This window comes from Luteimonas sp. A482, assembly GCF_054072655.1.
Genome location: NZ_JBSVRO010000001.1, coordinates 1,689,103 through 1,710,288, shown reverse-complemented (window position 1 = coordinate 1,710,288; position 21,186 = coordinate 1,689,103). Strand labels below are relative to the sequence as shown.

Here is a 21,186-nt window from a genome sequence, read left to right as displayed (position 1 = left end):
GCCCCCCGCGGCGCGGACCGGGATACTGGCCCTCGCCGTCGCGGCGACAGCGGGCATGGCCCCGTCGCATGCTGCCGCACAGGATGCGGACCAGCTCGCCCAGCAGCTCTCCAACCCGATCTCCAGCCTGACCAGCGTGCCCTTGCAGTTCAACTACCACGACGGCATCGGCGTTGGCGACGATGGCTCGCGCACGTTCCTCAACGTGCAGCCGGTGATCCCGATGTCCATCGGTGAGGACTGGAACCTGATCTCGCGCACCATCATCCCGGTGGTGTACCAGGAGGGCCTTTTCCCCGGCGCCGGGAGCCAGTTCGGGACCGGCGACGTGGTGCAGAGCCTGTTCTTCTCGCCCGAGGCGCTGACCGCCTCGGGCTGGACCTGGGGCGTTGGCCCTGTGCTGCGCCTGCCGACCGCCAGCGACGACCTCCTCGGCGCCGAGAAGTGGGCCGCAGGTCCGACCGCCGTCGCGCTGAAGCAGTCTTCCACGGGCTGGACCTACGGTGCGCTGGTCAACCACATGTGGTCGTTCGCCGGTGAAAGCAGCCGCGACGACATCAGCGCGACGTTCCTGCAGCCGTTCCTGTCGCGCGGGCTCGGCCAGGGGCGCACGGTGTCAGTGAGCCTGGAGTCCAGCTACGACTGGAAGGACAGCCAGTGGACCGTGCCGGTGAGCCTGTTCTACTCGAAGGTCTCGAGCGTCGGAACCCAGCTGGTGAGCTACCAGCTCGGCGTCAGCTACTTCGCCGAAACGCCCGCGCTCGGCCCCGAGTGGGGCGCGCGGTTCACCGTCACCCTGCTGTTCCCCAGATGACCCGCGACAGCGCCGGCCCGGCACGTTTCCGCCGTCCGCTGCGATGTTCGCACCCCACGTTTCGGGAGGATGAGATGTCCACGCAAAGCGACACGCGCTATCCCGCGGCCTCCTCCTTGCACGACGGACCGCCTTCGCATCGCGCGCGGCGCCGGCACGTCCTCGCCGTCGCGGCCTGGTGCATCCTGGTGCCCGGCATCGCCGCAGCCCAGCAGGCCGAGCCGACGGCCGGATCGGCCGCACCGCTCGACCTGACCTTGGGCGACAAGGCGGCGTATGAGCTTTATCCAGACCTGCTCGACACCTCGATGTCGGTGCAGGGCGACCTGCAGGAGGACACCGCGCAGCCCACCGGTTGGATGCGCAGTCCGACGTCCCTGGAATCATGGTTCGCATGGAAGAATCAGGTGCGCGAAAACACCGGCCTGACCTTCGGCGGCTCGTGGATGATGCTGTGGCAGAACTACTCCCGCAGCCTCGTCGACGAGCACAACTCGGTGGGCAGCAAGCTGACACTCAATTTTTCCTACGATCTTTTCAACCGCGGCCAGGCCAACGCATTGTCGTTCGACGTGGCTGTCGAAGACCGCCGTCCGATCGGCACCGACCTGGCGCCGCTGCACGCAGGCATGTCCACGGGCTCGATGATCCCCACCGCGGCCACCTACGGTGATTTCAGCCTGGGCGTGACCCAGGCTTATATCCGCCAGAACCTGGCCGACAACCGCTTCCAGTACACGATCGGAAAGATCTTCGCGCCCAATTTTCTCAACGCGTATCCGTTCTTCGACGACAACCGCCAGTTCCTGACCCAGGCATTCTCGACCAGTCCCAGCATTGCCTCGCCTCTGCGGGGATTCGGCGCAGTCGCAGCCTGGTACCCGACCACCGGTGGGCTGTACATCAAGCCGGGCGTATTCACCGTGCACAGCAGTGATACCGGCAGCACGATCGGGGATTTCTTCGAGAAGGACGAGCGGTTCTACATGCTCGAAGTCGGCGTCACCTCCCTGGGTCGGACCCGCACGCCGATCCACGCGCGCGCGGCGATGGACGCAAACAACATCCACTTCACCGCCTGGTACAAGGAAGCCGAGGAAGGTGGGCTGCCGCGCGCGCGCGGGCTGGTTTTCAACGCCAACTACATGGCCGGCGCGAACCTGATGTGGTTCGCCCGTGCCGGCTGGTCGGACGGGTGGTTCGTGGACCGCAACGCGGCGGTCGGCATCGGCTGGCGGCCAACCGAACACTTCTCGGACCTGTTTGGCGTGGCCGTGGGTGGCTTGAAGCCGGCCAATCCGCAGTTGCGAAACCAGTACACCGCCGAGGTGTTCTATCGCTTCCACGTCACCCCCAACCTCGCCATCACCCCGGACCTGCAGGTGCAGGTCGATCCGGCGCTCAGCACGGCGGACGCGGTCTGGGTGGTCAGCCTGCGTGGACGGCTCACGTTCTGATGCCGGGCAGGCGGAGGCGCTGACGATGCTGGTTCCGGCGCGGCCTGCCGGAACCGGATCCTGGCCGGAGTCCTCCCGCGGTCGGCGTCAGTGACCGGAATGAAGTGGGAATCGCGGCTGGTGCTGCTGGCCCTGTCAGGACAACTGCTGTCCTACGGCCTGGGAATTCTTGTGGCCAGAGCTTTGGGCGTGGATGGCTTCGAGGCCTATGTCGTCGCCTCGGCGGTGTTCATCCTGATGGTGAGCTTCGTCCCGCAAGGCTTCGACAAGTATGCGCTGGCACTGCTGCCGCCCTTGTTCAAGCGTGGCGAATGGGCACGGCTGCATGGCTACTGGCGATTCTCGAGTCGGCGGATCCTGATTGCCTGCCTGCCGGTGGCAACGGTAGTTGCCGCCATCACCTGGAGCGCGGACGGCCTGTCCCTGCAGGCACGCATTGCAATCACCGTGAGTTGCCTCGCACTGCCGGCCGGCGCGCTTGTGCATCTGGCGCTGGAGGTGCTGGCCGCGGCCGGCCGTGCCGTGGCCGCCACGGTGGTGTTCCGCGTGGTGGTCCCGGGCGTTGCACTGTTGCTGGTCTGCATCCTGCTCTCGTTCGCGCCAGCGATGCAGGCGTGGTGGGCCGTCGCGGCCTGGGGCGTGTCGTGGTGCTTCGCGCTGGCGCTGATGGGCGGCCAGCTGCGCCGTGTGTTTTCCGCCTCCACGCGGGCGGTGCGGCCGGTGGAGGATGCGGCGGCCTGGGCATCCGGGGCGCGACCCTTCTGGATCTATCGGGTATCGCTGGCCGTGCTGGCCCAGGCAGGGATCGTGGCGATGGAGGCGTTCCAGCCCTCGGCTAGCGCGGTGGGCGCGTTCGCCGCCGCGCTCGGTACCGCCGCGATGGCACAGATCCTGGCTACGGCGACCAATCGGGTCTATGGCAGCAAACTGTCCTTGCTGCTCGATCAGGGCAACATCGACGGCATCCAGCGCCTGAGGATGGCGCGCCTGCGCTGGCTGGCGGCACCCTTGCTGGGCTACCTCCTGCTGGTGTTCGCATTCGCGCCCATGTTGCTCGGCCTGTTCCATGCCGAGTTTGTGGACGAAGGCACGACCGCACTGCGCATACTGGCCTTGAGCACGGCGCTCAGCACGGTGCTGGCCATGGGGCCCACTTACCTGAAGCACCGTGGCGAGAACCGCCCGATCATGTGGATCGTCGCGATGGCGGCGATCCTGCAGTTCGTGTTGCTGGTGCTGCTGGTGCCGCGTTACGGGACCACTGGTGCGGCGCTTTCGTACGCGCTGGCGAACGGTTTCATGTATGGCTGGCTGGCGCGGCTGGCACACCTCGGGTTGAGGAACCTGCGACCGCGCGATGGCTAGCTGTGCAAACCCAAGGACGGAGTGCAGGCGTCAATGCCAGCCATTTCACCGCTGCGGCGTGATGGAGGGCACACGGCTATCCTGTCGCTCCATCCATCGCGCCACTTCACATGACCTATCGCCCGCTCCGCCACGCCGTCATCCTTTCTGTCCTGCTGCTGCTCGTCGCCTGCGGTGGCCCTCCGCCCTATACCGGAGGCGACGTGGCCGAACTGCAACGCATCGACGTGACGACGGGGGAAGGCCCTGCCGCTGCTGCCGGTGACGAGGTCAGCGTGCACTACACCGGCTGGCTCTACGACGAAAACGCGCCCGACAAGCGTGGCGCCAAGTTCGACAGTTCGCACGATCGCGGCCAGCCCTTCGTGTTCCCGCTTGGCGCTGGCCGGGTCATCCGGGGCTGGGACGAGGGCGTCGCGGGCATGCAGCGTGGCGGGACGCGCGAGCTGCATGTCCCCGCATTCCTCGGCTACGGCGCGGATGGCGCCGGCAAGCTGATCCCGCCGGGCGCATCGCTGGTATTCGAGGTGGAATTGCTGGATATCCGGAGATAAGCCCGCGCTGTCTGCCTTGAGAAACCCTAGCCTTGCGATTAGAGCCGGAACTACCGCGCGCGGCTACGAGACATCCACCGGCAGCGTCACCTCGAACGTGCTCCCCTGGCCCTCGCCGCCGCTGCTGGCCACGACCGTGCCGTCGTGTGCCTCGATCAGCTCGCGCACGATGGCCAGGCCGATGCCGAGCCCACCGGGGCGCAACGCAGCGGCGGCGGTCTCCTGGAAGAACAGGTCGAAGATGTGAAGCAGCGCACCGGCCGATATGCCGTTGCCGGTGTCGTGGATGCGGACCGTGAACGCGCCGGCCGTTCGGGTCGCAACCAGGTCGATGCTACCGCCCTCGGGGGTGTACTTCGAGGCGTTGTCGAGCAGGTTGGTGAACACCTGCACCAGGCGCGTGTGATCGGCGTGCAGGTGCATGGCATCGCCCGGCGGAAGTACGACCTCAAGTTGCTGCCGCCGTGACTCGATCACCGGGCGGCACGTCTCCACGGCAGTCTCCAGCACCCGGGCAAGCCCGGTGTCCGCACGCTCCAGGCGAAGCTTGCCGCTGGCCAGCCGCGACCCGTCGAGCAGATCGTCAACCAGGCGGACGAGGTGCACGACCTCGGATTCGATGATGTCGCGGAGCCGGGTGAACCGCTTCAGGTCCCCGCGTGCCTCGCCCAACATTTCGGCAGCCAGCCTGATGGGCGATAGCGGATTGCGCAGCTCGTGCGCCGCCGTCGCCATCGAAGCGAGCGCCTGCGCGTGCGCTTGCTGCGCCTGTGCTTCCTGTTCCTGTGCATGCAGGCTGGAAGTCACCAGCTGGCTGTTGGCTTCCTGCAGGTCATGGTTGCGCGCCCGGGCGGCGGCCTGGCGGGGGAGTCGAAGGGCTGCGGCGTTCTCGGCGACGGCCTGGGCCCGCATTGCCGCCAGGACCAGCTGTTCATTGGCCTCGAGCACGTCACTCTCGCTGCGCAGTGGCGTGCGGCCGCGCAGGGCGGCAAGTTCGGCTTGCAGTCCTGCGACCTCCGCGCGCAGCTTCACCGCGTCGGCCTCCAGCGCGACCAGGGACTGGATCGACGCCGCGGTCCGCGAAGGGGAATCCTGCCCGCTCATGTGGCCCCCGGCGGTCGTGTCGCGTTCATTCCTGCGGAGCGCCCGCTGACCTGGTCCCGGTCGCGCGCGTGGGGCGGCCGCCCAGCAGGCCTTCGTGGCCGGCCAGGCGTTCGCCCAGCTGGAGGCCTTCAGCATCGATGTCGAACAGACGCAGGTCGTGCGAGTGCGCGCTGCCACGGACCTTGACCACGGCAAGCACGCGCTCCAGCCGGCTGTCCACTTCGATGTAGCGCTGCACGATGATCGCGTCGGTGAGGAAGGCGGTGCCATAAGGGCTGAAGCTGAGTTCGTTGTAGCGGTCCTCGAGCTCCGACGTCATCAGCACCGTGGCGCCGGTGTCCGCCAGCGCCGACACCAGCCGCGCCAGGGACTCCCGGAAGTCATCACGGAACGTCGGCGCGAGCGCAAGTTCGAAACCGGACAGCGAATCGATGACCACGCGCGTCGCCTTCAGCCGCTGCACTTCCTCGATCAGCAGCAGGGCGATCTCGTCCACCGACAGCGTCGCCGCCTGGGTGTCGATGACGCCGATGCGGCCGGCCTCGATCAGCCCGGCGATCGTGGCCCCGCGCGACTGCCGGGAACGCTGCTCGAAAGCCGCGATCACGCCGGTCTCGCCCTGGCGCGCGCCCTCGGCCAGGAACGACGTGGCGAGGATGCTCTTGCCCGACCCCGAGGGTCCCGCGACCAGCAGCGAATATCCGCGAGGCAAGCCGCCACCCAGCATGTCGTCCAGGCCGGGGACGCCTACGCTGCGACGGTCCTCGAGCGGCGAGACCTCATCGATCGCACTTGAAGCAAGCGGGATGCGTGGCGGCGGCGCAAAAACCTTGAGCCCTCCCTGCGTGATGCGGAACGTGTGCAGCCCGGGCAAGGTCGGTTGCCCGCGCATCTTCACGATCTCGAGTTTGCGCACCACCGAGTTGCGCTGCACGCTCTGGCGCAGCCAGATCAGGCCGTCGGCCACGGTGAAGATGGGATTGGGGTCGGCGTCGCTGAAGTACTCGCCCAGCAGGAAGGTGGTCGCCTCCCAGCTGGTCAGCAGTATCCCCAGACGCTGGATGAACTCCTGCAGCGACAGGAAGGCCTCGCCCTCGCCCTGGCCTGCGAGGATCACCGAGCGGAACGAATCCACGAACACGAAGCCCGGGGCATGGGTGCGTACTTCCTCGACGATGCGCGCGAGCACCTTGTCCAGGTCGCCGTTGGCGGTGTCGGCGGCGAGGTTGACGAAGCGAATCGACGAGTTGATCTGCTCCGCATCGAAGAAGTCGAACTGCTGCTGGTAGCGCAGCATCTTCAGCGCCGGCTCGCCGAGCACGGTGAAATACAGCGCAGGCCGCTCGGGCGTCGCCATCGCGAACATCATCTGGTGCGCGAGCGTGGTCTTGCCCGCACCCGGCGATCCGGCGATGAGGTTGAAGGAGAACTCCGGGATGCCGCCACCGAGGATGCCGTCGAGGCCGCTGACGCCGGTGGACAAGCGTCGGATGGTCGCGTTCTGGCTGTTCATGGGGCAGTGTCCTGTCGGGTGGGGCCGGCGGACGGGACGTCCCAGACTGGCTTCAGCAAACGCCCGGTGAGCGATGCACCAATCAGGTTGACCAGCAGGCGGTCGAAGGTTTCAAAGAGGGTGGTGACCGCCGCGATCGCGTCGTCCACCGCTTGCCCGGAGGCGGCGCGTGCCAGCATGGGGAAGGCCGGGGGTTCGCTGCCCGCGTCAACGCTCCGCGCCTGTTCCAGCCACCGGTGCTTGGCCGCTGCCAGGTGCAGGGCGCGATCGTACAGCGCGGACATGCCGTCCTGGCCGATGATGGGAACGAGCGCGCGCGCTACTTCGGTCCAGAGCACGACCGTCCGGTCGCAGATGGCTTCGATACCATGCCCTTCTGCAACGATGTGGCGCAGCACAATGTCCACTTGGTGCACTTGGACTGGCATTTGCCACCTGATACCCGCAATGCGGGTCGCCTGCATCCTACGGCATGCCCAACAGGAGCGCAAAGCCGGCGACGCAGCGCCGTGCATGGATCCGGCTGGTGTCAGGGCGCCAAGTCGATCTCGGGCGTCGTCTCGCGAAGGATCTCCATCGACTCGCGGTTGCGACGTTCCCACTCATCCATCGATTGCGAAGGAGTGGTGACGTTTTGCGCGGGCTGCTGGATGAGCTCTGCTCGCGCCACCGGCCTGGCCGGCGCGGCGCGCGCGGTCACTGCGGCCGGCTGGGCGTCCGGGCGTCGCGCATGCTGTCGCGAATCAGGTCGGGAACATTGCCACAGCACCAACGCTACGAGGGCTGCCATGGCTACCGCGGCCTTGATTCCATCGTCTTTCTCCCGGCGGCTACGCCGGCGCACCGGAGAGTTGCCGCCAACCGACACCGCCTCCCATTGCGGCTCGGCCGCCGCGCCAGCCAGCTCGGGGAACCAGCGACGCACCTCCTCGCCGTCGACCAGGGTCAGGCGCCGCTCGCGCTGCGCAGTTTCGCGGGCGGCATCGGTGAACTCACCTGTATTGACCACGATCGCACCGGTGGCGCCCTGCGTGCACATGACCCCGATCAGTTCGTGGCTCACATTGTGTGTGACCTTGTAGGCGTTCTCGCGCTTGCACTGGACGACGATGTAGTCGTCGCCGCGTCGCAACTTGAGGTCGATGCCGCCGTCGAAATGCGCGCCGCCATGCCCTACCCGCTCCACTGCGTAGCCCTGACGTCGATAGTGCCCGGCGATCAGCGCCTCGAAGGCCGAGGGGTCCAGACGCGCAAGCTTGTCGTCCCGGCGATATCGGACGGGAGTGCGGCCCTTTCGCCAGCGATAGGCCGCCATCGTCAAACCGTCAAGTTGTCGGGCCAGAGAAAGTACGAGCCAAAGCGCTGACCCATCCGGAACTCGCCACCGGCCTGCTTGCCCGCTTCTGTCAGGTAGGGCTTGCCGTCCCGCAGTTCCAGCAGTCCTGTCTCCACCAGCTTGTCCAGCAGGTCCTGCGTCTTCAGACCGAGCTTGCGCGCCAGCTTCGAGGACGTGAGCTTGGTGCCGTCACCGCTTTCACCTTCGGCATCTGTCGCCGCTGCTGAAGCCGACTCCTCCGTGGATTCCTCGCCGCTTGGTACACGCTCCATCGAAATTCGCACCTCGTCGCTGATGCGGATGATGCGTTGTGCTTCCTCATAGGCATCGCGGTACAGCTCGGCGTCTTCTCCGCGCCGGATCAGGATGCCCATCTCGTTGTTGTTGACCTGGCTGAACTCGTAGAGGTTGAGGCTGGTGACGATGCACAGCTCTTCGTTGAGGTAACACTTGGCGTGCAGGTTCTTGCAAAAACTGGTGCGGATGTAGGACTGCTCACGCAGCCAGGTGATCTCGGCCGGCTGCAGTTCGCTCTTGCCGTACACGATGCGCACGTCGATCTTGAGCCGATTCTTGTCGGCAAGCAGCTCCTTCACCCGATCGTTGAGCTTCAGGTACGGGCTGATCAGGATCAGGCGATCCTTGGCATCCTTGATCAGTTCCTCAAGGAAGTAGTTGGTCGCACTTGTATTGAGAAACTTGGCCATCATCGGCTCCTGATGCTTTCCATGTATGCGATGCGGGGCGTCCAGACGTCCCAGACACGCCGCCCTTGCCGGCAACGCTGGACAAAGTGAAGGCCTTGCCCGGAGGCTCCCCATTCTACGATTGCCCAGCAACCCGACCGGACGCACGCCATCAGCGTGACGAATCTCTATGGTGCGTGTTCGCGCGCAGAATGCAGGGAGACATCATTCGTCGCGCTCTGCACTTCGACCGCTTGCGGTCCACGGGGCGTCGCATCACGTACCCGCGTCATCATGGCCAGGATCCGTTCCTCGTCGTACCACGCCCCGATTGACTGCCGTAGCGACTCGGCGATCGCATGCTCGCGCTCGTCGAAGGGGTGCTGGTGCGTATCGTCGTCTAGCCCCGACACCCCCGCGCGCGGCGCGCGGGCATCCGAGTCCACCCGCAGCAGCGTCGCCACCTGTCCGTTCTCCTGGAGCCGGAGCTCCGTCGCTCCGTCCGGATTGCGAACACGGGTCAGGTGGTCCGGCTCCACGGTACGCCATTGCCCGGCGATGAAGGCCCACCCTTCCCCATTCCGGTTCCAGTGCACAAAATCGTCGCCGGACACATGGAATCCCGCCTGCCGGCCACCACCGGCCCGACGCTGTGGATCACCTTCGGCCAGCGTGCCGCCGGTATCGAGCGCGGCAATGAAACGGCGCGACGCCTCGGGCGTGAGGAAAAGCGACCGGATGGTGTCGTATTCGAAAGCGAGATCAGGCCGGTTGACATCCGGCCCGTGCGCCACGACCTGCCCTATCAGCGGATCAGCGAGCACGCTGGTCCACGCCCGCGCCAGCGGATTGCCGGCGTCCGCATCGCGCAGCGCGTTGAGTACGCCGACACCTCGCAGGGTATTGTCCGCGCCGCTCTGCAGATAGTCCGGTTGGCCATTGGGCTGATTGCGCAAGAGGCCGTCGATGGCTGTCTTCATCTCGGCCGCGGACGCCACGCTGCCCACCTCGACCTGATCCATCAACCCAGGCCAGCGTGCGTTCCCCGCCTGGTTCTGCAGCTTCATGAACATGCCCGCCAGTGCCGCTTGTTCGCTGCTTGCCGCGTCCCGGTACAGCCTGGTGCGCTGCAGGCGCTCGATCGCGGTGTCGCCGTTCCCGGACACGTCGTCTACTGCAGTGACCCCTGCGACGTGTGTGGAATCGAGGCCATGCACGAACGTCCGCCCATCGTCAGAGGCGAGGAAACGGTCGATGCGAGAGCGGTCGATGTCCACCGCGTTGGCCGCGCGCATCTGGCGACCCGTGCGCTGCAGCGCTGCCAGCGTCTCATCGAATTCCCGCTGACCCAGTACGGGCGCGTTCTGATCGGGCTGCGCCTGCGCCCAAGCCTGGTAGTTGTCCAGCAATTCGCGCGCCACGTCCGGATGCTGCCCAAGGTCGATCTGCAGAGTCCCGAAGGAATAGCCGCTGTTGGCGACCGGCTCCATGCGTCGTCCGGGACCCACGTTCCCGGCGAAGCTCAGCCGGTACGAAACATCGCGACCGCCAATACTGCCTTCCGAAGCGACGCCGACGGCGAAGTACGCAACCGCGCGCAGCTCGTTCGCGGTCAGGGGCGCCGGATCCGTCACCATCCGTCTCCGATCGCGTTGCCCGAAAGACAGGCCCGCACCCACGGTTCGGCCGCCAACGCGTCCAAAGCCGCCTGCGCATTCGGCGTCCGCGCGTAATCCGCGTGGCAGGCGCCGCTGGCATCGGGCAGATCACCAAGCATCCCGTCGCACAGCTGCAGGGGCTTGTCGACCAACTGCCAACCGGTATCGCATCCCGTGTCGGTTTCGCTGCCGGGGCGACCGCAGACGTGGGTGCGTCGTGCCTGTGTCGGCGACGAACTCTGGGCAACGACCTTGCCCTCGTACGCCTTGCCTGACGCCACATAGGACCAGGTGCCACAGATGCGGCTACCCCGCTGCACCAGCTGGTAGCGGCTGCACTCCTCCGGTGACGTCGTCCCCTGGCAGGCCTGCCATTCCCCGGTGAACGGCGTTGTGTTCGTCCCATGGGGATCACGGGCCGCGCCAGTCTCAAGACCTGCAGTCGACGCGGAACACGCGGCGACACCCAGCAGCAGCGCCATGCCAATCGTACGCATTCAGATTCCCTCCCGAGCGTAGGCGCACACTAACGCGTGCGCTAGACCGCGACAACCGGCGCTGCTTCCGCCATCTCGGCGGGCTGGCGAACGTCCTGGGGAGCTGCCTCGAGGGTGTTCCCCGTCAATCTGGCCACCTGCGCGCCACTCGCAATTTCACTCTACCGTAGGCGTCAAGCCTGTTGCTGGAGTCGATATGCCACTCGTCGCTTTGACGGTGCAGGGTCGCATGCAAGCGGCCGGGCTTGCCGCGTTCGAAGCCAGGCGCCCGGAGAAGACCGGCATCTACGCGTTCGAACGCGAGCAGGCGGCCGAGTTGGCCGCGGATGAGGTGCGCGCGTTCAAGAAGAACCGCGACGCTTGGACCTACTTCGAAGCGACGCCGCCGGGCTACCGGAAGGTCATCACGCACTGGGTCACCAGCGCCAAGCGGGGCGAGACGCGTGCCCGCCGGCTCGAACAGCTGATCCAGGCTTGCGCCGAGCAGCGGCGCATCGTCTGAAGTGGGTCACTCCAACCTGACCTCCGCCCCGCCCTACCCCGAAATCTCCCGCACCGCACGCACCGCGTGCTCGACCTGCTCGCTCGTATTCACCAGGCTCGGCGCCAGCCGCGCATAGGGGATCGCGTAAGGACTGGTGCTGGCGATGATCCTGCGCGCCAGCAGTTGCTTCACCACCTCCGCAGGCGCCACGCCCTCCACCTCGAACGCGACCAGCCCAGCCGACAGTTCGCCGGACATCGGCGTGTGCAGCTTGATCTTCGGGTTGGCTGCGAGGCCCGCCTTGCAATGGTCGTTGAGCTCGCGGATGCGTGCCGCGACCCGCGCGCGCCCCATCTGCTTGTGCATGCGGAATGCCGCAGCGGCCGCCCACTGGTGCTCGTAGGCGTGGAAGCCGCCGGGACTCATGCGGTCGGCGGTGGTGGGCGTGGCCGGCGCCACCTGCCGTTCCCAGGCGACGTACTGGTCGATGTCGGTGAAGCTGGGAATCAGTGGGCGCAGCCGCGCCCAGTTTTCTGCGTTGGCCCACAAAAGTCCGGTGCCGCGCGGCGCGAACATCCACTTGTGGGTGCCGGCGCAGAAGTAGTCGCAGCCCATCGTCGCGACGGTCTCGTCGGTGGAGCCGAGACCGTGGACGCCGTCCACCACCAGCAACAGCGGCGGCCCCGGACGCGCACGTAGCGCCGCGGCGATCTCGCGGATGGGCAACCGGATGCCGCTGCTGGAATGCACCCAGGTCAGCCCCACCACCCGCGTCCGTGGCCCGATGCCCTTGAGCAGCGCGTCTATCATCGATTCCGTGGTGGCCGTTGCGGCCTCCTCGAACAGCGGCACCAGGCGCATGCTCGCGCCGACGCGATCAACCGCCAGCCGGATCGACTCATGGTGCGAGTAGTGGTCGTGCGTGGTGCACAGCACTTCGTCGCCGGCCTGCAGCGGCAGCCCCTGGTACACCAGCGCCAGACCGGTGGTGGTATTGCCGGTCAGGCAGACGTCCTGAGGCCGCGCACCCAGATAGTCGGCGATCTCGGCCTGCACCTGCATGTGGAGGTTGTCCGCCCCTTCCGAGAACATGCCGTGCTCGACCGTGTGGAAGGGATTGCGGTCGATGGCGCGACGGTACCCGTCGATCGCCGCCTGCACCGGCGCCGGGTGGCTGGCGATGAAGAAGCTGGCGAAGTGCATCAAATCGGAATCCAAAGCGAACTGTGCGCGGACGGCATCCCACGTGGAGAGGTCCGCCATGGGCGGGGTCTCGGCCTCCAGCGCGGCCATCAGGCTGCCCGGCAGCAGCGCGGTGGACAGGACGGCCGGAGCCGCAAGGAACCCGCGTCGCGTGATCTGCATGAGCGTCTCCCGGCGTGGCCCCGCAGGGCCGATGGTGGGTCAACGCGAGCGGCGGCCGCGGGCGGTCAGGGAAGCCGGCGGGACGCTCTGGCAGCCACTGGAAAGCCTGCCTGGGCGACGCATGGCCATCGACGTAGTGCAGTTGCGAGCGGCTGCGGCGGCATGGATGCGGTGGGCGACGGCGCGTGGACCCGGCGTCCGGGATGCCTCGAAGTGCGACCTCGGCCGATGATGTCGATCCTGGCGTCGCCTGTTCGTCGGTCCGGTGAGATGGCGATGCCGCAGGTATGCGGTCCGCCCCCCATTTCGCCCGCGGAGCATGACGATGATCCCCAAGAACACGATTTGCCTGTGGTTCGACAACGACGCGCTCGATGCCGCCACGTTCTATGCCCGAACCTTTCCCGACAGCGCCGTGGGCGCCGTGACCCGCGCGCCCGCCGATTTCCCGTCCGGCAAGGAGGGCAACGTGCTGACGGTGGAGTTCACCGTCCTCGGCATTCCCTGCATCGGCCTCAACGGCGGCAAGGAGTTCAAGCAGAGCGAGGCGTTCTCGTTCCAGGTGGCGACCGACGACCAGACCGAGACCGACCGTTACTGGAACGCCATCGTCGGCAACGGCGGCCAGGAAAGCGCCTGCGGCTGGTGCAAGGACAAGTGGGGCCTGTCGTGGCAGATCACGCCCCGCGTGCTCACCGAGGCCTACACCGGCTCCGACCGGGCCGCCGCCAGGCGCGTGTTCGACGCCATGATGACGATGCGCAAGATCGACATCGCCGCGATCGAGGCCGCGCGGCGTCGCTGAGGCAGCACGAGGCTGCGCCCCCGCCGTGTTGCACCGGGCCGAGCGCCAACCGGGACTGCTGCCCGACGATGCCAATGCCCGCGCGCGCCATCGCGCGGTTGTTCGCCGCGCCGGTTGACCCCGCCCCATCAAGCAGCGCCCGCCGGCAGGCCAAGGCCGCTGGCGCTGGCGCTGGGCAGCGTTACACCCGCACACCACCCACCACCGAGGAGACGCCATGAAGATCGTGACCAGCCTGAGTTTCCAGGGCCAATGCCGCGAGGCATTCGAGTTCTACGCCAAGGTGCTCGGAGGCAGGATCACCGCGGCATTTCCCTATGCCGACGGCCCGCCGGAGATGCCCATCAACGACGAGAAGTACAAGACATGGCTGATGCATTGCTGGCTCGAGGTCGGCGACCAGGCCTTGATGGGTGCCGACATGGACGTGGACTGGGCACCCAACGTCGACAAGCCCAAGAACGGCTTCGATGTCACCCTGCACACCGATGACATCGCCCAGGCCAGGCGCTGGTTCGAACAACTCTCCGATGGCGGCAGGCAAGTCATGCCCTTCGCGGAGACATTCTGGTCGCCCGGCTATGGCGCGCTGATCGACCGGTTTGGCGTGCCGTGGATGGTGAACACGATCCCGACGGCAGCTTGAACCTTGGCGGCGCGGCACCGCAAGCGCGACCACGTCAGCGCAAGGCCCGCGAGCATCACGAAGCCCGCCAGGCGGGCCTGCCACCGCAACCGTGCGTTGCGGTAGCCAGTCGCGAAGGCTGCGGCCAGGAGCAGCGATGCCGATCGAGAAGCCAACCGATCAATCAAGAACGCGGTCGATCTGGTCGTGCAGTGCCCGGCCTTCGCTGGTGGCGGCCAGCCCGGATTCATCGTCGTCATACAGCGGATCGACCAGGCTCGCGAAGTTGTACTGCGCTTCCGGATAATCGCCCAGGGCCTCCAGATAGGCCGATGCCGCGTCCACTGCCGCCACGTCCCCGCCGTACATGGCGTCGCGGTTGTGCAGCCCGAAGGCGTACAGGATCTCATCGGCAGCGAGTTGCTCCGGCGCATGCTGCCCCACCGCCAGGATCACTTCCATGCCCGCCGGGGTGAGCGCGAGTGCGATGTACTCGTCGTGGGCCGGTCCGCCACCGGGCCCTGGCGTCCTGGACAGGCCGTCGAAAAACGCATTCGCGGCGTCGCTGCGCTGGTCCGGAGGCAGGGCCGCGAAGACCTCCTCCACGAACGTCGTGTCGACCGCGCCGGTCTCGGCCGATGCGGCCAGGTCGGCACCGAGCGCGCCAGTGTCGACGACGCCGTTGGTCGTGTGCCGCTCGACCAGGGTTTCGGGCGTCAGAGTATCGGGGCCGAGGGTCAGCGAGTCGTCCACTTCGATGCGTGAGTCGCCCCAGATCAGCCCTGCGAGGCCGCCCTCGCCTTCCAGCAGCGAGAACGCGCCAGCGCCGTTGTAGGCGGGGTCGTATCCGTACACCACCTGCTGCTCGCCGTTGCCCACGGTCGCGAGCACCTCGTACCCGGGAAATGAATCGTGCTTGCCGCGGGCGGTGATGGTCCATGTGCCGTCCGCATTGGGCGTCATTTCCACCGTCATCCCGTAGCTCAATCCGGGGGCACCCGTCACCAGCGGGTCGGCCGCCTGCCCGCTCATCGTCACCACGATCGTGCCATCCGCGCGGACCTCGGTGACTTCAGCCTGCAGGCCGCTGACTGGCGCCTCCCCCGTCTCGACCACGTTGCCGTTGCCATCGACGCGCTGGGTCAGCCCGACATCGGCCGGCAGCTCGACCCGGTAGCCACCGGGCTGCGACGGATCGGCGAACACCAGGATTTCCTGCTGCGTGCGCTGCGTGCCGTCCTCGCCCACGCGGCGCCCATCGCCGATGAAGGTGCCGCCGTCGGGCACGAACCATGGCGTGGTGATCCGCGCGTCGGGGATAAAGGCGTTGACCTCCACCGAGACCACGGGCTGTCCGGTGCCCGGCGAGGGCGCGGGGGGCGTGTAATCCGGGCCCAACTGCGGACGTTGGGAGCGCAGCGATTCAAGCGACTGCGGGCGCATGGCAGACACGCCGAGACCATCGATGACCATGTCCTGCATTCCATGAGGTGGGCGGGCCGAGTGTAGGGGTGGCCGATGCAGCGCGATATCCGGGCCAACCCTAGACGTGCCCACGCAATGGGGACCAGGCAGCACGGGGGTCGCGAAGACGTTCGTGAAAAAGCGTGGAAGCTTGCGACGGGTGGCGCCAGCTGATCCGCCCAAGCCTCGCCGCGAACGAGCGAGACGTGTAGCTAATCCAGATCGGTCTGGATCCAGCGTGGCGAGTGGTGGATGTCGATCGTCTGGAGTCGATCCGGCCCGAGGTTCTCGAACCTGTGCGGGATGCCGGCCGGGCCGAAGACCGCCTCACCCGCGCCTGCCTCGAGGATCGTCCCGCCAACAAAGAACCTGGCGCGGCCGGCGACAACGATGAAAGTCTCGTCGTACGGGTGCACATGCAGGCGCGGCCCTGCGCCCACCGTGTCGGTGCCGTAGGCCAGCACGGTCACCGCCCCACCCATGGCGATGCCCTCGACCACACCGCGCCAAGGCCCATCCGCGGCCGGATCGAACAGCCTGGCGCGCACCGCAGGGCGCCCATCCGCTGCGATCGTGGCGGGGTCGAGATCCTTGCGCGCCATTGGGGTCCTCCTGTGCGTGTTTCGTGGTGGATCAAGACCGGGTCAGAGTGGAAGATCGTAAGGCCGTCCCGCTGGCCCTTTCCGGGCAAGCACGGTGCGCCAGGTGCCGCCATTGCCTCGGCGGGGCCGGGCAAGACACGAAGGATGGAACCCAACCAGCCCCGTCACCTTCTAGCGACCGAGGATGCTGTGAAGAAGTTGACTCTGATCCGTATTCTTCTGGGCGTAAGAATTGTCCCAGACACCATTATCCCCAACACCATTATCCCCATTATCCCCGCTGACACCATTATCCGCTGGCACCACTATCCCCATCACGGGTTGTACTCCGGCGCCAACCGCGCGATCACCCCTGTGGCCGCGACGTCCTTGGGGACGATCCGTCCCGTAACCGCGTCGCTATCATCAGCCGTGACTGACCGCTGCCGCAGCCTCCCACGGTGCCGCGCCCGGAAGCCGGCCAAGGCGAGACCTTTCCTTTCTCCCGAATCATCGTGGATCGCCATGTCGGCTCCGCCTGGTGATATCGTTCGGGCGGGCATGCCGGCGCGGGCCGGACTTCCAGGGGAAAAAGATGACGCGATGGGGGATTGCGGTCGCAGCGCTGGCTGCGGCGGTTTTGCTGGCGCTCGTCGCAACGACTCGCATGGAATCGGGACGCACGATTTCGCTGATCGACGACAACCGGCCGGCGGCCGAGCCAACCGGCGCCAGCCTGGTGGATGCCAGTGGCCATCCTGCCACAGCCACGAACCGCGCGATCATCAAGGTGCCGCAGCTCAAGGCAGGCAACCCGCGCCTGCTGCGGCTGACGCGCCCCATGCTGGAGCAGGCCTGGCACGATGGCGAGTTGGACGTGCTCGGGCCCGCCGGTCGCTATCGCGTGGTGATCGAGGATCAGCGCTTCGAGCCGGGCGGCCAGTGGACGGTCGTGGGCCGGGTGGAGAGCGACGTCGGTGCGCAGGCGATGGTCCTGACGTTTGGTCACGACGCCGTCTTTGGCGTCCTGCCGCAGCCCGACGGCTCATTGCTGCAGATCACCACCGCGCGAGGAATCACCGCCATCGCCGCCGCTGGCGGCCTGCAACCGCCCGGGAGCAAGCGGACACTGGCCATCGAGCCTGACTATCTGATTCCCGACACGCGCCAGGCAGGGGTTGCCACCTCGCTTCAGCACACCCGCGTGCTGGACGCCGCGCAACTCAAGTCCACCAGCCTGGTCGAAGTCGTCGTCCTGGGCCTGTATACGGACAACCTGGTCCAGCTACGGGGCAGCGTTTCGGCGGCAGAAACCGAGGTCGCCAGCCTGTTCGCGATCGCCAACCAGTCGCACATCGACAGCGGTACGCGGGTGCGCCTGCGGCTGGCTGGCCAGCGGAAGATCGCGCTGGATCCCGCCCTGGACAACAGCCAGGCCCTGTGGGCAATCACCGACAACACGGTGCCCGGAATCGACCTCGCGCAACTTCGCGACGCGATGGCCGCCGATCTGCTGGCGCTGGTTCGACCCCACGTCGATACTTACGGGACCTGTGGCGTCGCCTGGTTGAACGGCGAAGGTCGCAGCCCCGAGTTCATCTGGGACCACTACGGCGTTTCCGTCAGCAACGTGGCACCGTGCGGACCCTACGTGCTGGCACACGAGATTGGCCACAATATGGGGTCCGCGCACGACCGCGAAGCCCATTCGGGCAATGGCCAACTCGAGTTCGGTGCGTACCGCTATTCCTTTGGCTATCGCCAGGACGGGCCGGTGGCGTTCGCCACGATCATGGCCTATTCGCAGGGAGAGCCCTGGATCGGCTATTTCTCCAACCCTCGCTCAAACGTCTGCGGCGCACCGTGCGGCGTGGAGAATCGCGCGGACAACGTCCGTAGCCTGGGCGCCATCGCGCCGCTCATCGCGGCGTTCAGGGGGCCGCCGGGAACGCTATCGATCACGGACGCGGAAATATACGAACCCGATCCCGGCAGCAACGCCATCCTGCTGTTCAGGGTCCTGCTGTCGGGTGCGGCGCCAGCAGGCGGCGTGCGGTTCGACGCCGTGGTCTCCGGCGGCAGCGCCCAGGAAGGCAGGGACTACCTTGTCGACGGGTACGGCCACACGGGCGCCACGATCCCCGAAGGCGAGCGAACGGCCAACATCGTGGTCGAAGTCGTCGGCGAGGCCGAGGTGGAGCCTGACGAAACCATCGTGCTGCGGCTGGCCAACGTCACTGGCGCCGCCGTACACGACGGCGAGGCCGTCGGCAGGATCCTCAATGACGATCCGCGTCTGAGGCTGTCCGGGCGCTTGCATTTCGAAGCGGGCGCTCCGGTTCCCCAGGCTCCGTTCTGGATGGCAGTCAGCGGCACGTCGGGCGGCAACGAAACCATCCGCGTGGAAGTGTCCCCGCCCGACTTCACGTACCAGGTGCCTTTCGTAAGCGGATCGAGCCTGACGGTCACGGTCGAACCACCGGCACCGTTCGCCATTCTGCCCTTCAGCTTCGATGAGGTCGAAGCGTCGCTGCGACACGACATCACCCTGCGCAAGGGGCTGAAGGTCTCGGGCAGGCTCCATCTCCCGGCGGGCCAGCCCGCCCCCACCGAGCCGTTGATGCTGGACATCCGCGCGTCCATCGACGCACGCTACCAAGTCAATCCCTACCCCATGCTTTCGCCGCCGGATTTCCGCTACAGCCACTGGGTCGTGCCCGGCGCCTGGGTCTACATGGAAGTCAACCCTCCAGCACCCTACGCCCGCTTCTTCGCAGTCCACAACCCGGTACTTTCGGACATCGTCCAGGACATCACGCTCTCGCCCCTGCCCGCGCTGGTGATCTGGGGAGGCAAGCAATGGCGAGAAAGCCATCATGGCTCGAGTCTCACGACAGCGTTCGTTCTGGAGCTGTCTGCGCCGGCTCCTGCGGGCGGCGTGCGCATGCGTTATCGCACCGTCGCAGGCACGGCCAGGCCGGGCGAGGACTACACTCCGGTGGACGGCATCGCGGAGATTCCGGCCGGTGAAACGGTCACCTATACGGATCAGATAGAAGTCATGAGCGACAACATTCTTGAGGGCGACGAATACTTCGATGTGGTCCTCAGCGATATCTCCGGTGCAAATCCGGTCGTGACACGCAGCCGGTTCATCGTGCAGGATCCGCCCCGTGTCATGGGCGGGCGACTACCGCCGCGCCGGAAGAAGTAACCCAGGCAGGCGGGCGGGAGAGTCGACTCTGACCCCTGTTCTTGTTCTTGCCGGCTCGGGCCGGGCAAGTGAACCTGGCGCCAGTATCTCCGGCACCTGAGTCCCGGCTCAGTACGGTGGCGCCCTGCGCTTGCTCTGCAGGCGCGCGGCTTCGGTCCACCAGGTCAGGTCATCGGCAAAGCGGGCAAAGCTTTTCTCAAGCGACTTGCCGGCCTGGTCGACAAGCTGTCCCTGATCATCCAGGGTCCTGGCAATCGGCCCGACGTTGACGGTGCTGGAGATCACCACCATGCCCATCTCCGACAAGGTGCCGTGCCAGGCGGCATTCGCGCGCGCGCCGGCAAGACGCCCGGCCGAATAGCTGACCACGCCGGCAGGACGCCAGAACCACTCCTCCAGGAAATGGTCGGTCAGGTTCTTCAGACCCGGCTGCATGCCCCAGTTGTATTCGCCGGTGACGAACACGAAGCCATCGGCGCTGCGTATCTTTTCGGCCAGCGCCTCCATCGCCTCGGGTGCCTGGCCCTTTGGGTACTCCTTGTACATGCGGTCCAGCATCGGCAGGTCGACCGCCTTGGCGTCGATTAGTTCGGCCTCGATGCCGCGTGCCTGCAGCATGCGCACGCAGTAGTCGGCCAGGCGGATGCCCATGCGATCGGTGCGATAGGAACCGTAGAAAACCAGGATGCGTTCAGACATGGCCTTGCCTCGAAGGTAGTGACCGTGACAAAAGGTGTCAGGGACGAATGGCGCTTATTTAAGCCGCAACATGCTGTTCTGTCGTGTTATTTCTGAGGCCTTTGCGTTCGATCTGGCGCGGTTGATTGAGAAGCGGCAGGCTTTCGGTCGTCGCTTGATCGCTCGTGGCTCCATGCGTCCCGGACGATTCCCCACGCGCTTCCTGGCAATCAGGATCAGGAGTGGCGGGTCCCCGACAGCAACGTCGAACGCGCATTGCTGCCAAGCCAGCCAGAGCTGCAGGCTGTACTTGAAGCTCAACTGGCGAGGGGTCATTTGTGTCTGCAAGGCGGCGCGCATCATCGTGCGGCGGATCAGGTTAGGCGGCCAGATAGATCCAGATTTCCTTGCGGGCCATGGCAGGTGTCTTGCAGGTGAGCATGTCCATGCCCAGCGTCGCCTTGAGGTTGCGCAGATCCAGTTCCACGTTCCAGCGTTGGCGATACAAGGCTTTAAGTTCGGCCTTGGGTACCTGCTTGGCGCACAGCATCGTGGTGACCAGCGTCTTGCCGCCCACCCGCAACTCGCGCACCGCCAACTTCTCGGGTGCCGCGGCATACCCGCCCGCCACTCGTCTGGCCGCCAAGTCATTGACCGCCTTCTGACACGAGCGATCGGCGCTGAGCGCTTGCGCCAGAAACATCGACAGAACTTCGGTGGGTGGCAACAGGCGCTCCCGGTGCGCGGGCAGCAAGGCTTCGACCTGATCCAACGATTCGTCGTCAGTGAGCAAATTGAAGAAGGTGTAGGCGTCGCTGCGGGCAACTTCGCGGCGAAAGACACGTCGTTGCTGCGCATAAGCATTGCGCATGGGATCCATCGAAGCTGGCTCCTTGGGCGAAGGGTGTTGTCTCGCAACTCCACCTTAGCATTTGGAGACAGTTTTTCTTCTTAGATCATGGGCTTGGGCTTAAGTAAGCGCCATT

At 66.4% G+C, this 21,186-nt stretch carries 19 protein-coding genes and 1 pseudogene; 8 read left to right on the top strand and 12 right to left on the bottom strand.

Going from position 1 to position 21,186, the window contains the following annotated elements; all coding sequences use genetic code 11:
* The first annotated feature begins 55 nt into the window (after positions 1-55).
* The 4 genes from ACW5DW_RS07575 to ACW5DW_RS07560 all read left to right on the top strand — a co-directional run bounded on the left by ACW5DW_RS07575 (position 56) and on the right by ACW5DW_RS07560 (position 4,190).
* The gene (locus ACW5DW_RS07575; protein WP_457018145.1) at positions 56-814 is read left to right on the top strand and encodes a transporter; all 759 of its coding nucleotides are present in this window, start codon (positions 56-58) and stop codon (positions 812-814) included.
* A gap of 74 nt (positions 815-888) precedes the next feature.
* Positions 889-2,271: a carbohydrate porin gene (locus ACW5DW_RS07570; protein WP_457018144.1), complete on the top strand. Its 1,383-nt coding sequence runs from the start codon at positions 889-891 to the stop codon at positions 2,269-2,271.
* Positions 2,272-2,370: 99 nt separating this feature from the next.
* On the top strand, positions 2,371-3,636 hold the full coding sequence (locus ACW5DW_RS07565) for a lipopolysaccharide biosynthesis protein (RefSeq protein ID WP_457018143.1): 1,266 nt from the start codon (positions 2,371-2,373) through the stop codon (positions 3,634-3,636).
* Positions 3,637-3,746: 110 nt separating this feature from the next.
* Positions 3,747-4,190, top strand: a complete 444-nt coding sequence (locus tag ACW5DW_RS07560; protein ID WP_457018142.1) for an FKBP-type peptidyl-prolyl cis-trans isomerase — start codon at positions 3,747-3,749, stop codon at positions 4,188-4,190.
* Between the two features lie 63 nt (positions 4,191-4,253).
* Here ACW5DW_RS07560 and ACW5DW_RS07555 read toward each other — a convergent pair whose 3' ends face one another.
* The 7 genes from ACW5DW_RS07555 to ACW5DW_RS07525 form a co-directional block, all read right to left on the bottom strand.
* Positions 4,254-5,294 (bottom strand): sensor histidine kinase, encoded by a 1,041-nt coding sequence (locus tag ACW5DW_RS07555; RefSeq protein ID WP_457018141.1) that lies wholly within the window; start codon positions 5,292-5,294, stop codon positions 4,254-4,256.
* 25 nt (positions 5,295-5,319) lie between these two features.
* Positions 5,320-6,807, bottom strand: a complete 1,488-nt coding sequence (locus ACW5DW_RS07550; RefSeq protein WP_457018140.1) for an RAD55 family ATPase — start codon at positions 6,805-6,807, stop codon at positions 5,320-5,322.
* Positions 6,804-7,214: a hypothetical protein gene (locus ACW5DW_RS07545; RefSeq protein ID WP_457018139.1), complete on the bottom strand. Its 411-nt coding sequence runs from the start codon at positions 7,212-7,214 to the stop codon at positions 6,804-6,806. The genes ACW5DW_RS07550 and ACW5DW_RS07545 overlap by 4 nt, the downstream gene beginning before the upstream one ends.
* 122 nt (positions 7,215-7,336) lie before the next feature.
* Positions 7,337-8,122: a restriction endonuclease gene (locus ACW5DW_RS07540; protein WP_457018138.1), complete on the bottom strand. Its 786-nt coding sequence runs from the start codon at positions 8,120-8,122 to the stop codon at positions 7,337-7,339.
* A gap of 2 nt (positions 8,123-8,124) precedes the next feature.
* The gene (locus ACW5DW_RS07535; protein ID WP_457018137.1) at positions 8,125-8,850 is read right to left on the bottom strand and encodes a phospholipase D family protein; all 726 of its coding nucleotides are present in this window, start codon (positions 8,848-8,850) and stop codon (positions 8,125-8,127) included.
* Between the two features lie 167 nt (positions 8,851-9,017).
* Positions 9,018-10,463, bottom strand: coding sequence for a hypothetical protein (locus tag ACW5DW_RS07530; protein ID WP_457018136.1), 1,446 nt, complete (start codon positions 10,461-10,463; stop codon positions 9,018-9,020).
* Entirely contained in the window at positions 10,460-10,969 is a 510-nt protein-coding gene (locus ACW5DW_RS07525; RefSeq protein WP_457018135.1) for a hypothetical protein, read from the bottom strand. The genes ACW5DW_RS07530 and ACW5DW_RS07525 overlap by 4 nt, the downstream gene beginning before the upstream one ends.
* Positions 10,970-11,180: 211 nt before the next feature.
* Between ACW5DW_RS07525 and ACW5DW_RS07520 the strand changes: the two genes are divergently transcribed.
* Positions 11,181-11,486 carry a YdeI/OmpD-associated family protein gene (locus ACW5DW_RS07520; protein WP_457018134.1) on the top strand — a complete coding sequence of 102 codons (306 nt, stop codon included), beginning with the start codon at positions 11,181-11,183 and terminating at the stop codon, positions 11,484-11,486.
* Positions 11,487-11,519: 33 nt separating this feature from the next.
* On the opposite strand, the gene ACW5DW_RS07515 is transcribed toward ACW5DW_RS07520, so the two are convergent.
* Entirely contained in the window at positions 11,520-12,833 is a 1,314-nt protein-coding gene (locus tag ACW5DW_RS07515) for an aminotransferase class V-fold PLP-dependent enzyme (protein WP_457018133.1), read from the bottom strand.
* 325 nt (positions 12,834-13,158) lie between these two features.
* Between ACW5DW_RS07515 and ACW5DW_RS07510 the strand changes: the two genes are divergently transcribed.
* Positions 13,159-13,638 (top strand): VOC family protein, encoded by a 480-nt coding sequence (locus ACW5DW_RS07510; RefSeq protein ID WP_457018132.1) that lies wholly within the window; start codon positions 13,159-13,161, stop codon positions 13,636-13,638.
* Positions 13,639-13,855: 217 nt separating this feature from the next.
* Positions 13,856-14,284 (top strand): VOC family protein, encoded by a 429-nt coding sequence (locus ACW5DW_RS07505; RefSeq protein ID WP_457018131.1) that lies wholly within the window; start codon positions 13,856-13,858, stop codon positions 14,282-14,284.
* Positions 14,285-14,443: 159 nt separating this feature from the next.
* On the opposite strand, the gene ACW5DW_RS07500 is transcribed toward ACW5DW_RS07505, so the two are convergent.
* Together ACW5DW_RS07500 and ACW5DW_RS07495 are read right to left on the bottom strand one after the other, a co-directional pair.
* Positions 14,444-15,736, bottom strand: a complete 1,293-nt coding sequence (locus ACW5DW_RS07500) for a DUF3238 domain-containing protein (RefSeq protein ID WP_457018130.1) — start codon at positions 15,734-15,736, stop codon at positions 14,444-14,446.
* A gap of 203 nt (positions 15,737-15,939) precedes the next feature.
* Complete coding sequence (locus ACW5DW_RS07495) at positions 15,940-16,329, bottom strand: cupin domain-containing protein (RefSeq protein WP_457018129.1); 390 nt, start codon at positions 16,327-16,329, stop codon at positions 15,940-15,942.
* Between the two features lie 574 nt (positions 16,330-16,903).
* On the opposite strand from ACW5DW_RS07495, the gene ACW5DW_RS07490 reads away from it, so the two are divergent.
* The gene (locus ACW5DW_RS07490; protein WP_457018127.1) at positions 16,904-19,522 is read left to right on the top strand and encodes a reprolysin-like metallopeptidase; all 2,619 of its coding nucleotides are present in this window, start codon (positions 16,904-16,906) and stop codon (positions 19,520-19,522) included.
* A 108-nt stretch (positions 19,523-19,630) separates the two neighbouring features.
* On the opposite strand, the gene ACW5DW_RS07485 is transcribed toward ACW5DW_RS07490, so the two are convergent.
* Positions 19,631-20,221 carry an NADPH-dependent FMN reductase gene (locus ACW5DW_RS07485; RefSeq protein WP_457018125.1) on the bottom strand — a complete coding sequence of 197 codons (591 nt, stop codon included), beginning with the start codon at positions 20,219-20,221 and terminating at the stop codon, positions 19,631-19,633.
* Positions 20,222-20,279: 58 nt separating this feature from the next.
* Positions 20,280-21,080 (bottom strand): annotated as a pseudogene (locus ACW5DW_RS07480) (transposase).
* Positions 21,081-21,186 lie beyond the last annotated feature (106 nt).